The organism is Thermomonas sp., assembly GCF_035369645.1.
In the GTDB taxonomy this organism is placed as follows: Bacteria; Pseudomonadota; Gammaproteobacteria; order Xanthomonadales; family Xanthomonadaceae; genus Thermomonas.
In genome coordinates this window covers 25,605-39,425 of record NZ_DAOOUM010000010.1, presented here as the reverse complement: position 1 = coordinate 39,425, position 13,821 = coordinate 25,605, and the positions used below count along the sequence as shown (strand labels likewise).

Below are 13,821 nucleotides of genomic sequence, written 5' to 3'. Positions count from 1 at the left end.
GATGACCCAATTTTTTGGCCCACTCAACATCACCGCCACATCCTTGGCGGAAGAAGCCGGCAAGCTGCAAAGCAAGTTGGTGGCCGGTATCAGCACCCTGCGCGAAATGGATGCGGTGGACTTTGGGGTGACCCCGCGCGAAGCCGTGTGGCGCGATGGCAAGGTAGTGCTGTATCGCTTCAAGGGCGAACATGCACCCACCGCCAAGGTGCCGATCTTGATCAGCTATGCCTTGGTCAACCGTCCGTACATGGTCGATTTGCAGGCGGACCGATCTTTGATCAAAGGACTGCTGGCGCGTGGTGAAGATGTTTACATCATCGACTGGGGCTACCCGGATCGCTCCGATCGCTTCCTCACCTTGGAAGATTACATCGAGCGTTTCATCGGCGGCGCGATGGATTATTTGCGCGCAGCGCACGGGCTGGATGCGGTCAATTTATTGGGCATCTGCCAAGGCGGCGCATTCTCGCTGTGCTATGCCTCGCTAAACCCGGACAAGGTGAAAAACCTGATCACGATGGTGACGCCGGTGGACTTCCACACCCCCGACAACATGCTGTCCAACTGGAACCGCGCTATCGACGTGGATCTGCTGGTGGACACGCTGGGTAATGTGTCGGCCGACATGATGAACGTCACCTATTTGATGCTCAAACCGTGGCGGCTATTCGCGCAGAAATACGTGGGCATGGTGGATATTCTGGACGACAAGCAGGCGATGGAAGATTTCCTGCGTATGGAAAAATGGATCTTCGATTCACCCGACCAAGCCGGTGAAGCCTTTCGCGAATTCAGCAAGCAGTTCTTCCAGGAAAATCGCTTTGTCACCGGCGGTGCCAAGGTGGGGGACCGCGAAGTGCACTTGGGTATGGTGGAAATGCCAGTGCTCAATATATTTGCTGAACAAGACCATTTGGTGCCGCCGGATGCCTCACGGGCATTGAAGGACTTGATTGGCAGCGAGGACTACACCGAGCTGTCGTTCAAGGGGGGGCACATTGGCATTTATGTCTCCAGCCGCGCGCAAAAAGAAGTGCCGCAAACCATTCACGACTGGTTGGCCAAACGCGCAGTTTGAGCAATGTGGCAGCGCGGGGGGCAATGGCTGGCCGTGGCATTGGGGGTGCTGTGGGCAGCTCCCATTAGCGCCTTGGGCTTGCTGGCTGGGTGCGCCAGCTTGGCAGTGGGAGCCAAGCCGCAATGGCAGCCGCAGCGGCATTGCGTGGTGTTTCGGCAGTTTCCGTGGGGCCCCGGTGGCGCGCTCACGCTGGGCAATGTGATTTTGGATACCGGCCATTCGCTAGAGCGGCAATGCCATACCTATGCACACGATGCCGGCTGGTGCCGTGAGCCACCCATCGTGATGGGCGACCACGAACACGCGCATGTCCTGCAGTACATGGCATTGGGCGTATTGTTTTTGCCGCTGTATTTTTACTGCGGCGGAATTTCAGCGCGCAACCGTTTTGAACGTGCCGCCGACCGCTACGCGCAGACTGGGCAGGGCTGGTGGCCGTGGCAGCCAGTGACCTAGTTGCGTTGCTGCGCCAGGCTGTGGTCTAGCTCTAGGTCAAAGCTGCGCACTGCCAAGCTGACTTCACGCCACATGGAAACACTGGCCGCCAGCAAAAACAGAACGCCGATGACCGCAGTCGCGGTGGGCACCACGCCCAGTCGAAATCCGATCAAGGCATCCATTGCCAACGCCAAACTGGTACCCACAAAACTGGCCATGGCACCGTACAGCAAACGGCAGGCACGCAGCACCAAATGCGCACGTTCCCGATGCCGGCGGATCTGTTGCTCGCGCTCGGTACTATCGGGCGCATCCTGCTTCCACGCCACGATCAAAGCACGCAAACGATCCACCACGCGGGCCAAGCGGGTATTGGCCGAGGCCAACAGGGCCGCAGTTGCGGTCAAAAAAAACGCCGGTGCCAGCATCGCGGTCAAAATTGCATGTGGTCCTAGTGCAGGGGCAAGGTTGGTGGCGATCTGTAACATGCGGCGTCCTGTCTTTGAATCAGTATGATGCCAATATTCGTACAAGAGCATGACTATGTCCGCTGATTCGCCGCAAGACCGCCTGATTTGGATTGATTTGGAAATGACCGGGCTAGACCCGCAAGCCGATGGCATATTGGAAATCGCCACGGTGGTGACCGATGGCCAGTTGAATGTGCTGGCAGAAGGCCCGGAATTGGCCATTGCACATCCATTGGCCACACTGGAGGCCATGGATGAGTGGAACCGCAAACACCATGGCGGCTCGGGTTTGTGGCGGCGGGTGTTGGAAGAAGGGGTACCGCTGGCCGAAGCCGAAGCCCGCACGCTTGAATTTTTGCAGGCATGGTTGCCAGCCAGGACCTCACCGATGTGCGGCAACTCGATCTGTCAGGATCGCCGCTTCATGGCGCGGCTGATGCCACAACTGGAGGCTTACTTCCATTACCGCAATCTGGATGTAAGCACGGTCAAAGAACTGGCTAGGCGTTGGTCACCTGCCGTGTTGGCGGGGTTTAGCAAGGTGTCGGCACACACCGCATTGAGCGATGTGCGCGACTCTATCGATGAATTACGGCATTATCGCCACTACATGGGGGCGCTGGCCGGGCTGGCAGTGGCGTAACAGCCTTAACAGGGGGGCTATGAAGCGGATGCCGATGGCGTCTGTGTGTGCTTGGATGCGGGGAGCCTTGCTCAGCCTGCTGGCGTTGCTGTGTCTGTTTCCCGCCCTAGTACGGGCGCAGGAAAAGCCTATTTCCGCGTTCTATCGCGAAGTCTGGACCACCCGCGAGGGCCTGCCCCACAACCAAGTCAATAGCATCGTACAAACCCCCGATGGCTATTTATGGCTGGGGACTTGGGAAGGGCTGGTGCGCTATAACGGGCTGGAGTTCCAGCTTTTTGACCGCAGCAATACTCCGGCGCTGCAAGACAATGCAATCCGTTCACTATCGGTCGCCGCTGATGGCGCGGTAATTGTGGGCACTTCACGCGGCGGGGTCACAGTAAAGCGTGGCGACCAATGGACAAATTTTCGCCAGAAGGACGGCCTGGCCCAGGATGAGATCCTGGATGCCATACAGGACCGTGCTGGCCGCCTGTGGGTGGCCACCGAAAGCGAAGGCGTGACCGTGCTCGATCATGGCAAGGTACGTCAATTCAACACCGGCAATGGGCTACCCAACAATGTCGTGTTTGATTTGCGCGAAGCGAGTGACGGCACGATTTGGATTGCCACGGCAGGCGGCTTGGCTGCGTTTAACGGGGGCAGGTTGCGCACGCTACCCAAAACATCTGGTTTGCCGGATGCGCCAGTATTCGTGGTGTATGAAACCAGTACCGGGCAACTATTGATCGGCACCGAACGTGGTGCCTATCGACAGATCGCCAACAGTGATCACTTCGCGTCACTTTCGCCGCAGCTACCGCAAGATGGCGTTCCCAGTCTGGCGGATGATCGCAACGGCAATCTCTGGGTGGGCACGGTCAACAACGGTTTGCTGCGTTTGTCGGCCAAAGGGGTGGATCGTTTCACCAGTTTGCGGGGGCTGCCCAACAACCGCGTGCCTTCGCTATTGGTGGACCGCGAGGGCAGCATTTGGGCCGGCACCAATGCCGGTTTGCTGCGCTTGAGCGATGCACCATTCAGTACTTGGAATGTCGATCAAGGCCTGAGCGATGATTATGTGCGCACCGTGTACGAAGGTCATGAGGGCATCTGGATCGGTACCGGACGCGGTTTGAACCTATGGCGCGACAATCGCATCGTGGCCAGCTATACCGCAGAAAACGGGCTTCCCAGCGATTCCATCCTCAGTTTTCTGGAAACCCGTGGTGGCGATGTCCTCGTCGGCACCTATACCAATGGCCTGCTGCGCATGCGGGATGGCAAAGTTCTTGCGCGCTACGACGCCGCACATGGACTGCCGGCCAGTAATCAAATACGCGCACTGGCGGAGACACAAGACGGTAGTTTATGGATCGGTACCAACCGTGGTTTGGTGCGGCTCAAAGATGGCCAGTACAAGCGCTTTGGGCTGCAACAAGGTCTGGCTCGCGAATTCATCATTTCGATGCTGGTGGCCGATGATGGCAGCCTGTGGGTGGGGACTTCGAACGGTGCTGCGCACATCGTCGGTGAGCATGTGCAAACGCTGGACATGCGCGCCACCAACGGTGCGCAGGACGTGTTTGGCTTTCACGAAGACGCCGACGGCACGCTGTGGATGGCCACTGACCGTGGTTTGCTGCGATATCGTAAAGGCCAGTTGCAGGGCCTAGGTATGCGCCAAGGGCTGCCGGTCGATACCGTGTTTGCCATTGTGGATGATGGCTTGGGTAGCTATTGGCTGACATCCAATCGCGGTGTGCTGCGGATTGCCAAGGCCGAGGCCAATGCTGTCCTCGATGGTCAACACCCACGCTTGGAATACGACCATTTTGGTGAAGCCGATGGTTTGGTCAGCGCCCAATGCAATGGTGGCTCGGGGCCATCGGCGATCCGCGATCATCGGGGCAATATTTGGGTAGCGACTGCGCGCGGGGCGGCGGTGGCAACACCGGCATCGCTGCATGCTTTTCGCCGGCCATTGCCCAATGTGGTGCTGGAACAAATCCTTGCCGATGGCAAATCATTGCCAATTGACCAAGCCATTCATCTGCCGGCCGGCACCAGCAAGTTGGAATTCCGCTATGCGGCAATCAGTTTCTTGATGCCGCGATTTTTGCGGTATCGGCAACGCTTGCAGGGCTTGGATAACAAGTGGGTGGATCGTGGCAATCAGCGTAGCGTGCAATACACCAACCTCGATGCCGGGAATTATCGCTTTGAAGTCAATGCTGCAGCTCCCGGACTGGGGCAGGGCTGGAGCACGCATATCACTGCGATCACTATCGAGATCCAACCACACCCATGGGAGCGCCCGTGGGTAGTGGCATTGGCCGCTATCGTGGGGTTGTTGCTGCTATGGGCCCTGGTGCGCTGGCGGCTGATCAGTTTGCATCGACGTGCCGCACAACTGGAGCAGCTGATCGATCAACGCACCCGTGACCTGCGTGAACATGCCGATCGCCTACGCGCCTCTGACCAAGAGAAATCTGACCTCTTGGCGCGTTTGCAGCAACAGTCCGAAGCATTTGAGCGCATGGCACTAGAAGATTCACTGACCAGTATTGGCAACCGGCGCAGTTTGGATTCCGTGTTGGATGCAGCATTCGAGCGTGCCGTGCGTGGCGATCGCGCACTGTGCTTCGCCCTGTTTGACATTGATGAATTCAAACTCATCAATGATCGTTATTCGCACGCTGCGGGCGATCAAGCCTTGGTTGCAGTTGCACATGCCTTGCGCGATGCGCTGGGCGGTGCGGGGGTACTGGCGCGCTGGGGCGGCGAAGAATTCGCGGTATTGTTTGAGCGGGTTCCGTTCGCACGCGCCCATCAAATTTGCGAGGCCATGCGCCTGCGGGTGGCGGCATTGGATTGCAGCAGCTATGCGCCAGGCTGGCACATCACCATCAGTGGTGGCGTGACCGCACGCGACACTGCGGCGCGCCCGGAAGACTTGGTGGCTCGCGCCGATGCCTTGCTCTATCAAGCCAAGCAAACGGGACGTAATCGTATTTGCAGCTGAAGCCTGCGGCGATGACCGCAGGCTTCGTTGGCAGGTATGGCGTGCTTCGGTGCTGCCTTAGACTTTGGATTTGGCCAATGCCAGCCAAGTATCCACCACAGTGTCAGGGTTCAGTGACACCGACTCGATACCTTGATCCATCAACCACTGCGCCAAGTCTGGGTGGTCGCTGGGGCCTTGGCCACAAATTCCCACATATTTGCCCTTGGCGCGTGCGGCTTGAATTGCCATCGACAGCATCTTTTTCACCGCCGGATCGCGCTCATCGAACAAACTGGCAACGATGGCAGAGTCGCGATCCAGTCCCAGCGTGAGCTGGGTCATATCGTTGGAGCCAATACTGAAACCATCGAAAATATCGAGGAACTCATCCGCTAACAGCGCATTGGATGGCACTTCGCACATCATGATGACCTTGAGGCCATGCTCGCCCTGCACCAAGCCATTCTCGCGCAGCACCTCGATCACCGCCTTGCCTTCACCCAAGGTGCGCACGAACGGAATCATGACCCACACATTGGCAAGCCCCATGTCTTCACGCACACGCTTCACCGCCACACACTCCAGCGCAAAGGCGGGTTTGAAGCTGGCGTCGATATAACGCGATGCACCACGGAAACCGATCATCGGGTTTTCTTCGTGCGGCTCGTACTTGGAACCACCCAGCAAGTTGGCGTACTCGTTGGACTTGAAGTCTGACAAGCGCACGATGACGGGCTTCGGGTACACCGAGGCAGCAATCGTTGCAATACCTTCCTTCAAACGTTCGATGTAGAACGCCACGGGCGATGCGTAACCGGCGATACGGGCGTCGATCCTGGCCTTGGTGGCGGCGTCTTGGCGGTCGTATTCCAGCAGCGCTTTCGGGTGGATGCCGATATGGCTGGCGATGATCATTTCCAATCGTGCCAACCCAATACCAGCATTGGGCAATTGCCCGAAGTCGAATGCGCGTTCCGGGTTGGCCACGTTCATCATGATCTTCAGCGGTGCCGGCGGCATATTGCCAAGATCGGTGGTGGTGCGTTCGAAGGGTAGGGCACCTTGGTAGATAAATCCGGTGTCGCCTTCGGCGCAGCTCACGGTGATGCTATCGCCATCATTGATCGAGGTCAGTGCATCGCCGGTGCCCACCACCGCCGGCACCCCCAATTCACGCGCAATGATCGCGGCATGGCAAGTGCGGCCGCCGCGATTGGTGACGATGGCGGCGCTACGCTTCATCACCGGTTCCCAATCGGGGTCGGTCATGTCGGCAATCAGCACGTCGCCTGGCTGCACGCGGCTCATATCGTCCAAGCTGCGCACTACCCGCGCAGTACCGCTGCCAATCTTGTTGCCGATGGCGCGGCCCTCGGACAGCACCGCGCTACGCTGCAACAGCGTATAGCGTTCAATCTGGGTGGCGTGCGCGCGCGATTTCACCGTTTCTGGGCGCGCCTGCAGGATGTAGAGCTTGCCGGTGTGGCCGTCTTTGCCCCACTCGATATCCATCGGGCGGCCGTAATGGCGTTCGATGATCAACGCCTGTCTGGCCAGCGCTTCAACGTCGGCATCGGTAATCGAGAACGTACCGCGCAACGCTTCCGGCGTAGCTTCGGTGCGCACGCGCTCGCCGGGCACATCGGAATACACCATGCGCAGCTGTTTGCTGCCCAACGCGCGGCGCAAGATGGCCGGCTTGCCGTCGTTCAACGTGGGCTTGAACACGTAGAACTCATCCGGGTTCACCGCACCTTGCACGACCATTTCGCCCAAGCCAAAGCTGGCGGTGACAAACACCACGTCGCGGAAGCCGGATTCGGTATCCAGGGTGAACAACACGCCCGAGCTGCCCACATCCGAGCGCACCATCAACTGGATGCCGGCGGAGAGAAACACATCCTCGTGCTTGAAGCCGTGGTGCACGCGGTAAGCAATTGCACGGTCGTTGTACAACGAGGCAAACACTTCCTTGACCTTGTGCACCACGTCGTCGGCGCCGGTCACATTGAGGAAGGTTTCCTGTTGGCCGGCAAAGCTGGCATCGGGCAGATCTTCTGCGGTGGCAGAAGAACGCACGGCCACGGCGATGTCAGTGGCACCGGCATCCGCACACAAGGTGGCATAGGCACTGCGAATGTCGGCATCCAGCTGCGGTTGCAGCGGTGCATCGATCACCCAGCCGCGAATGATGGCGCCGGCCGCAGTCAGTGCCGGCACGTCTTCCACATCAATCGTGGCCAGTTTGTCAAAGATGCGCTGATGCAAATCGTTATGGGCGATAAACGCCTTGAACGCATCGGCGGTGGTGGCAAATCCGCCCGGCACCGAAACACCAAGGCTAGATAGCTGCCCGATCATTTCGCCAAGGGAAGAATTCTTGCCACCCACTTGGGCAAGGTCGGTCAGACGCAGGTCGTGCAACCAAAGAATATTGGTGGTCAAGGCGGGCTCCGTGGGGGCAGGGCAGCGCAGTGGCGCGGGAAGTCCGTTATTTTAACCTGCCCACTCCCCAAGGATTGCCTATGGATGCCGTGCGCCCCGTTTTTTATGTCTCCGATGGCACCGGGATTACCGCCGAAACCATTGGCCACAGCCTGTTGACGCAGTTTGCCGGGGTGCGGTTTGCCACCGACCGGCTGCCCTTCGTCGATTCGCCTGACAAGGCGCGCGAGGCCGCCGTGCGCGTGCGTGCTGCGGGTGAGGCGGCGGGGTTGCGCCCAATCGTGGTCAATTCCTGTGTGGATGCTGAGTTGAACCACATCCTTGCCGACAGTGGTGCCTTGATGCTGGATGTGTTCGCGCCGTTCATCGCGCCATTGGAGCGAGAGCTGGGGCAGGGCCGGGTGGCACAGGTGGGGCGCGCGCACGGGATCGTGGATTTCGACACCTACCATCGCCGGATCAACGCGATGAATTATGCGTTGACCCATGACGATGGCATGAAGCTCGATTACAGCGATGCCGATGTGATCCTGGTAGCAGTGTCGCGCGCCGGCAAAACGCCCACCTGCGTGTATTTGGCATTGCAACACGGCATCAAAGCCGCCAACTACCCCTTGACCCCTGAGGATTTGGAAAGCGAGCACTTGCCCGCCAAGTTGCGTGCATTTCGCCACAAATTGTTTGGCCTAACCATCGACCCGCAACGCTTGCAGCAAATCCGCCAAGAACGCCGCCCAAACTCGCGCTATGCGCAACTAGACACTTGCAAGCGTGAAGTGGCGCAGGCCGAAATGATGTTGCAACGTGAGGGTGTGGAAATGCTCAGCACCACACATGCCTCGATCGAGGAAATTTCCAGCCGGGTGATGAAGTACCTCGGCATCAATCGCGAGATGTTTTGAGCTGTGCGCGTGTACGATCCTCGCATGCACCCTGTACCTGCCCACCACGCCCGATTTCCGTCGATCAGCCGCTTGGGTTGGTTGATGGGCCTGTACGCCGAAAACCACACCCGCATGCAGCGTATGTTTGCGGTAGACGAGCTGGCATGCGGGACGTACCGTTCATCGACAGGGGATGGGTTGGACCTGCGCATCGACATCCTCGAGCAGCACGCCTACACCACCGCGTTGCGGCTGAGTTACGGCCTGATCGATCCGGTCACCGGCATGACCGATCCTTCGGCCAATGTGCGGCTGTATCGCGATGCACGCCAAGTTGAGGCCACCCATTGCTACGCAGGGCGACGCTGGCAAGACGTGATTGGCTTGTATCCACCGCCAGAACGCATCCTCGATCACCGCCTGCGCATGAATACGTTTCTTGGCAAGTGGTTGAATTACTTGGCCGAACGCGGACACAGTGCAGCCACCTTGCAACGCTGTGATGAAGAAATTGAAATTGATGCTTGACGAAACCCGATTTCCCCTCCAGAATGCGCGTCTTTCCAGCCCCGTGGGGCCATAGCTCAGCTGGGAGAGCGCCTGCATGGCATGCAGGAGGTCAGCGGTTCGATCCCGCTTGGCTCCACCATTTTTAAAACGCGTTTCCGGTTCTGTCCCCATCGTCTAGAGGCCTAGGACATTACCCTTTCACGGTAGCGACCGGGGTTCGAATCCCCGTGGGGACGCCACCTTCAGAACCGGCTAGCGTCATGTACCAAGCAAACGGTCACCGCAAGGTGGCCGTTTTGCGTTGGGGCATTGCAAGCGCAAATACCGACATGAAAGATGAGCGCACTTGCCCATTGCCCATCGCGGTTGCGCGTAGTCTTAGCGCGCTAGCAGCCTGCGCTGCCGGCAGGCAGCACCACGCCGCCGCTAGCGCGGCTTACGCATCCTTGTTGTGCTGGCGCAGAAGGCGCTGTTTTTCGCGGTTCCAGTCGCGCTCTTTGCTGGCATCGCGCTTGTCATGCGCCTGCTTGCCCTTTGCCAGTGCCAGCTCGGCCTTGACCTTGTTGCCTTTCCAGTACAGCGCGGTTGGGATCAAGGTAAAACCATCGCGCTGCACGCGACCAATCAGCACATCGATTTCGTGCCGATGCAGCAGCAATTTGCGGGTGCGCCGGTCATTGGCGACCACATGGCTGGAGGCTTGGATCAAGGGTGTGAATTGCGCACCTACCAAGAACAACTCGCCTTGCAGCACGACCGCATAAGCATCACCGATGTTGGCGCGGCCAGCGCGGATGGATTTCAATTCCCACCCCTGCAAGGCCAAGCCCGCTTCGTATTTTTCCTCAAAGCTGTATTCGTGACGTGCACGCTTGTTCAGCGCGATGGTGCCGCCGCCGTTTGGCTTATCCTTATGCTTCTTCGTATTCATCCTGTCATTCTCGCCGATTCGCCCGCGTTGCGGTGCAGATCGCCTGTTTGGATCTTTCAATGCCCGTCATCCAACGCAGTGCTCTTGTCGAACATTCCGCAGCGCGTATGTTTGCGCTGGTCAACGATGTCGCGGCCTACCCACGGCGTTTTGACTGGTGCCATCAGGCGCAGGTGTTGGACGTTGGTGAAGAACGCCTGTTGGCGCGGTTGGATCTGGGGATTGGGGGCTTTCACACCTGGTTCACCACCGAAAACCATTTGAGCCCGCCGCACCATATCGACATGGTGTTGCGGGATGGGCCATTTCGGCAATTGTTGGGGCGCTGGGAGTTTCATGCCTTGGCCGAGTGTGCCTGCAAGGTACTGCTACGGTTGGAATTTGAGCCGCAAAGCCGGTTGTTGGGGCCGGCACTGTCCATTGGGATGCAAGGCCTGGCCGACCGCATGGTGGATGACTTTGTGCGTGAAGCCGACAGCGGGCTAGGCTGATGCACGTACAGGTCTTGCGAGCGTGGTCGCACCACGTGGAAACACGCGCAGTGGTCGTGCCCAGCGACGCTTGTGTGGGGGATGCGCTGGCAATGGCCGGCTGGCAACTGGATGCGGCGTTTGTTGGGCTGTCGGTCTTTGGCATGGCGGCCGATGCCACGACGCGCTTGCACCCTGGCGACCGCATTGAATTGCTGCGGCCACTGCAGATTGATCCGAAGCAGGCGCGCCGTTTGCGCGCGCAGCGTGGCAACCGCCGTTAACGGCGCTTTTTCTTGTCTTTGTCCTTGGCCAAATTGGGGCCAAAGTAGCGCACTGAATTTTTTGCTAGCTCGGAATCTTGCTCGGGGAAGTAATCACCTTCCCAGCGCGCCAGCTTGCCGTCTTCAAAATACAGGGTCATGGTTTTGACCTGCGGCGCGCCATGCCGGCCAAGGCGCTGACTGGCCACGTAATCCCAACGGTTGTGATGGAACGGGTCTTGCACCGACGGGCTACCCAGCAAGGTCATTACCTGATGTTGATCCATCCCGGCTTGCAGTTGATCCACCGCCGTCTTTTCCAGCAGGTTGCCCTGGAAGATGGGCTGCCGATACAGCATGCCGCAGCCGCTGACCAGCAAGGTTGCAAGGAGGAGGGGGATCAGCTTGCGCATCGGCAGGATTGGGGCAGTGATGGAAGTGCCGATGATACACTCCCCAATCGCTGCATCGATGCCCGCGCATGGGCAGACGGCGGGGGACGCGGGTCATGCCATTCACCCGGCGTTGCATGATTGGTGGCATTTCAGGAAGGTATTCATGTCACAGGACCTACGCAAAGCGGGGCTCAAAGTCACCCACCCACGGCTGCGCATCCTCGAATTGCTAGAGCATGCCAAGCCCCGCCACATGACCGCCGAGGATATCTACAAGCAATTGCTGGCCGAAGGCGAAGATATTGGGCTGGCCACGATTTACCGTGTGCTGACCCAGTTTGAGTCCGCCGGGTTGGTGCTCAAACACAATTTTGAAGGCGGTACCGCCGTGTACGAGCTGGACCGTGGCGAGCACCATGACCATATGGTAGATATGGAGTCCGGCAAGGTCATCGAATTTCACAGTGATGAAATCGAAGCTTTGCAGCAAAAAATTGCGTCTGAACACGGCTACGACATCGTTGATCATGCGCTAGTGCTGTACGTGCGCAAGAAGCGCTGATCGCGGGTTGGCTCAAGGCTTGCGCCAGCGCCGCTCACACAGCCAGCCCAGCACTGCGAGCACCAACCAGGCTGCCAACCACGGCCACGCTGCACCGCGCTGCGTGTGTGTGGGTAGCTTGCCTGTGCTTGCGCGGGTTGCTGCTATTGCGAGTTGCTGCGTGGCCTGTCGGCGTTGCGCCGCCCGCCATGCCACTGCGGTCGTCGCCGGCATCACAAAAAATGCGGTTTGCGTGTGGGCTTGAGTCAGCCAATGCCAGCCCGGCTGCTGTGGCCAAAACGCGCCGCAATGCCGGTCGCCGGTCTGTGGGTCAATCAACACTGGGGATGCTTTCATGTCTGCGGCGCGGCTGCTAGCAGGATCAATAAGTCCACAAATAGTGATGCGATCACCGAGCCAATAGGGTGGCGAGATAAGTGCGGGCAATGTCGCTTCGGTTGCATCTTGCGCGCGTGCGAGGGTTGCAAAGATGCTGCTCCAAAGCTGTGCATGTTGGGTTGCATGGCCGTCCAGCGCCAACGGGTAAGTTTCCAACAGCGTCAGTACGCCCACCCGCCCGCGCTGTAAGGCATGCCAGTGGCCGAAGACGTGGCCGCGAATATCGCGCAGGAAAGGCACACTGTCGGCGGTGGCGTTTGGCAGGCGATAGGCCAACAATTGTGTGGACGCCGCAGCAAGCTGCGCGTCGGGAACCGCTTCGCTGTGATCAAGACTCAAGCCCCATGCACGCAAACGCGCACGCAGTGCCGGCGAGGGCGCGGCATCCAATTGCACCAATACACCCAGCCCTTGTGTGATGGCACTGGTCAATGCGCGCAGCTCGGCTTCATGCAAGGCCAATACGCTGCGGGTATCCAAATACACGGCATCGAAGGCTTGCAGATGTGCGGCATCCAGTGCCACCGGGGCATCCCCCAAAAAAATACCGCTCCCAGCATCGATTTGGGTATGCAGGGCGATGCCGGCATCTTTCGCCCAACGCCGCAGGTATTTCAGCTCCGGGTTGGCAGCACCTGCGCGCACCAGCAGGCGCAGGGGAGGGGCGGTGATGACATCGATGGGGATGGGTAGCGCCTCATGCAAGCCGCCGTTTGCATTCAGGACTTGCAAGGTCAACAAGGTCTGTCCGGCAGCGCGCATATCGGCCTGCAATGAAAAACGCCCATCCACCGCAAGTGACGTGCGTTGCATGCGCTGATTGGCGGGATCTAGCAATGCAACGGCTGCACCCGGTAGGCCGTGAATCCGGCCCTGCACGCGGACGCTGTTTCCTGCACTGGTGCGCGGCGGAAATGATAGCTCCACCAGCCCCGCAGGCAGGGGCGCAGGTTGAAAGGTGAGGGCATACGCTTGCGCCGCCTGCACGTCACGCGGCACCAGCCCGCGCCCCAACAGCGCAAGCTGCGTGACCTGTGGGTGCCGACGCAGGGCGGTGGCCAGATCCGGGGTGCGTTCCACGCCTTGGCTGGGTTGGGCCTCCGGCAAGGCGATACGTAGCCCATCCGGAAGATGCGTCGTTGCGCTGCGCCAGTCTGCGGTGAGCACCACCAAGCGGGCATTGCCTTGTGTCGTGCGCACCGGAGGAAACAAACCGAAGTACAGCAGCGCCGCCAATGCCGGTTGCAACAGCAATACGCAGGCCAAGCGCCATGTTGGCCCTGCGGGTGGCTGCCGCCACCATCGCAGCATTGCCAGCAGGCAGGCGAGCACCAAGACAATGGCAACGAACATAGGCATCTG

General features: G+C 59.2%; 14 protein-coding genes and 2 tRNA genes. 11 read left to right on the top strand and 5 right to left on the bottom strand.

The genetic code is table 11. The features are described from left to right. Window position 1: 1 nt before the first annotated feature. A complete protein-coding gene (locus tag PK789_RS03380; RefSeq protein ID WP_324307019.1) occupies window positions 2–1,081 on the top strand; it encodes a class III poly(R)-hydroxyalkanoic acid synthase subunit PhaC in 1,080 nt (359 codons plus the stop codon). A 3-nt stretch (window positions 1,082–1,084) separates the two neighbouring features. Then, complete coding sequence (locus PK789_RS03375) at window positions 1,085–1,537, top strand: hypothetical protein (protein WP_324307017.1); 453 nt, start codon at window positions 1,085–1,087, stop codon at window positions 1,535–1,537. On the opposite strand, the gene PK789_RS03370 is transcribed toward PK789_RS03375, so the two are convergent. Beyond that, window positions 1,534–2,007 (bottom strand): DUF2721 domain-containing protein, encoded by a 474-nt coding sequence (locus tag PK789_RS03370; protein WP_324307016.1) that lies wholly within the window; start codon window positions 2,005–2,007, stop codon window positions 1,534–1,536. The two genes, PK789_RS03375 and PK789_RS03370, sit on opposite strands and share 4 nt — an antisense overlap. 55 nt (window positions 2,008–2,062) lie before the next feature. Between PK789_RS03370 and orn the strand changes: the two genes are divergently transcribed. Next, window positions 2,063–2,632: an oligoribonuclease gene (gene orn, locus PK789_RS03365; RefSeq protein ID WP_324307037.1), complete on the top strand. Its 570-nt coding sequence runs from the start codon at window positions 2,063–2,065 to the stop codon at window positions 2,630–2,632. Between the two features lie 55 nt (window positions 2,633–2,687). Next, window positions 2,688–5,639: a two-component regulator propeller domain-containing protein gene (locus PK789_RS03360; protein ID WP_324307015.1), complete on the top strand. Its 2,952-nt coding sequence runs from the start codon at window positions 2,688–2,690 to the stop codon at window positions 5,637–5,639. A gap of 57 nt (window positions 5,640–5,696) precedes the next feature. Here PK789_RS03360 and ppsA read toward each other — a convergent pair whose 3' ends face one another. Beyond that, window positions 5,697–8,066 (bottom strand): phosphoenolpyruvate synthase, encoded by a 2,370-nt coding sequence (ppsA, locus tag PK789_RS03355; RefSeq protein WP_324307013.1) that lies wholly within the window; start codon window positions 8,064–8,066, stop codon window positions 5,697–5,699. An 80-nt stretch (window positions 8,067–8,146) separates the two neighbouring features. On the opposite strand from ppsA, the gene ppsR reads away from it, so the two are divergent. The 4 genes from ppsR to PK789_RS03335 all read left to right on the top strand — a co-directional run bounded on the left by ppsR (window position 8,147) and on the right by PK789_RS03335 (window position 9,699). Next, the gene (gene ppsR / locus PK789_RS03350) at window positions 8,147–8,968 is read left to right on the top strand and encodes a posphoenolpyruvate synthetase regulatory kinase/phosphorylase PpsR (RefSeq protein ID WP_324307012.1); all 822 of its coding nucleotides are present in this window, start codon (window positions 8,147–8,149) and stop codon (window positions 8,966–8,968) included. Window positions 8,969–8,992: 24 nt separating this feature from the next. Further along, window positions 8,993–9,478 (top strand): DUF1249 domain-containing protein, encoded by a 486-nt coding sequence (locus PK789_RS03345; protein ID WP_324307011.1) that lies wholly within the window; start codon window positions 8,993–8,995, stop codon window positions 9,476–9,478. Between the two features lie 45 nt (window positions 9,479–9,523). Further along, window positions 9,524–9,599, top strand: a tRNA-Ala gene (locus PK789_RS03340). Between the two features lie 24 nt (window positions 9,600–9,623). After that, window positions 9,624–9,699 (top strand) — tRNA-Glu (locus tag PK789_RS03335). 197 nt (window positions 9,700–9,896) lie between these two features. On the opposite strand, the gene smpB is transcribed toward PK789_RS03335, so the two are convergent. Then, window positions 9,897–10,391: an SsrA-binding protein SmpB gene (gene smpB, locus PK789_RS03330; protein WP_324307010.1), complete on the bottom strand. Its 495-nt coding sequence runs from the start codon at window positions 10,389–10,391 to the stop codon at window positions 9,897–9,899. 59 nt (window positions 10,392–10,450) lie between these two features. On the opposite strand from smpB, the gene PK789_RS03325 reads away from it, so the two are divergent. After that, on the top strand, window positions 10,451–10,882 hold the full coding sequence (locus tag PK789_RS03325) for a type II toxin-antitoxin system RatA family toxin (protein WP_324307009.1): 432 nt from the start codon (window positions 10,451–10,453) through the stop codon (window positions 10,880–10,882). Beyond that, window positions 10,882–11,145: an RnfH family protein gene (locus PK789_RS03320; protein ID WP_324307007.1), complete on the top strand. Its 264-nt coding sequence runs from the start codon at window positions 10,882–10,884 to the stop codon at window positions 11,143–11,145. The genes PK789_RS03325 and PK789_RS03320 overlap by 1 nt, the downstream gene beginning before the upstream one ends. Here PK789_RS03320 and PK789_RS03315 read toward each other — a convergent pair. Next, window positions 11,142–11,537: an outer membrane protein assembly factor BamE gene (locus tag PK789_RS03315; RefSeq protein WP_324307006.1), complete on the bottom strand. Its 396-nt coding sequence runs from the start codon at window positions 11,535–11,537 to the stop codon at window positions 11,142–11,144. The genes PK789_RS03320 and PK789_RS03315 overlap by 4 nt on opposite strands. 145 nt (window positions 11,538–11,682) lie before the next feature. On the opposite strand from PK789_RS03315, the gene fur reads away from it, so the two are divergent. After that, a complete protein-coding gene (gene fur / locus PK789_RS03310) occupies window positions 11,683–12,081 on the top strand; it encodes a ferric iron uptake transcriptional regulator (RefSeq protein ID WP_324307004.1) in 399 nt (132 codons plus the stop codon). Window positions 12,082–12,093: 12 nt separating this feature from the next. Here the strand turns inward: fur and PK789_RS03305 are convergent, their stop codons facing one another. Then, window positions 12,094–13,818, bottom strand: a complete 1,725-nt coding sequence (locus PK789_RS03305; protein WP_324307003.1) for an amino acid adenylation domain-containing protein — start codon at window positions 13,816–13,818, stop codon at window positions 12,094–12,096. Window positions 13,819–13,821 lie beyond the last annotated feature (3 nt).

What these genes read in the sequence shown, in the direction of transcription:
- PK789_RS03380 (WP_324307019.1), top strand. Translation starts at nt 2, where the DNA reads ATGACCCAATTTTTTGGCCCACTCAACATCACCGCCACATCCTTGGCG.
- PK789_RS03375 (WP_324307017.1), top strand. Translation starts at nt 1,085, where the DNA reads ATGTGGCAGCGCGGGGGGCAATGGCTGGCCGTGGCATTGGGGGTGCTG.
- PK789_RS03370 (WP_324307016.1), bottom strand. Translation starts at nt 2,007, where the DNA reads ATGTTACAGATCGCCACCAACCTTGCCCCTGCACTAGGACCACATGCA.
- orn (WP_324307037.1), top strand. Translation starts at nt 2,063, where the DNA reads ATGTCCGCTGATTCGCCGCAAGACCGCCTGATTTGGATTGATTTGGAA.
- PK789_RS03360 (WP_324307015.1), top strand. Translation starts at nt 2,688, where the DNA reads ATGCGGGGAGCCTTGCTCAGCCTGCTGGCGTTGCTGTGTCTGTTTCCC.
- ppsR (WP_324307012.1), top strand. Translation starts at nt 8,147, where the DNA reads ATGGATGCCGTGCGCCCCGTTTTTTATGTCTCCGATGGCACCGGGATT.
- PK789_RS03345 (WP_324307011.1), top strand. Translation starts at nt 8,993, where the DNA reads ATGCACCCTGTACCTGCCCACCACGCCCGATTTCCGTCGATCAGCCGC.
- smpB (WP_324307010.1), bottom strand. Translation starts at nt 10,391, where the DNA reads ATGAATACGAAGAAGCATAAGGATAAGCCAAACGGCGGCGGCACCATC.
- PK789_RS03325 (WP_324307009.1), top strand. Translation starts at nt 10,451, where the DNA reads ATGCCCGTCATCCAACGCAGTGCTCTTGTCGAACATTCCGCAGCGCGT.
- PK789_RS03320 (WP_324307007.1), top strand. Translation starts at nt 10,882, where the DNA reads ATGCACGTACAGGTCTTGCGAGCGTGGTCGCACCACGTGGAAACACGC.
- PK789_RS03315 (WP_324307006.1), bottom strand. Translation starts at nt 11,537, where the DNA reads ATGCGCAAGCTGATCCCCCTCCTCCTTGCAACCTTGCTGGTCAGCGGC.
- fur (WP_324307004.1), top strand. Translation starts at nt 11,683, where the DNA reads ATGTCACAGGACCTACGCAAAGCGGGGCTCAAAGTCACCCACCCACGG.
- PK789_RS03305 (WP_324307003.1), bottom strand. Translation starts at nt 13,818, where the DNA reads ATGCCTATGTTCGTTGCCATTGTCTTGGTGCTCGCCTGCCTGCTGGCA.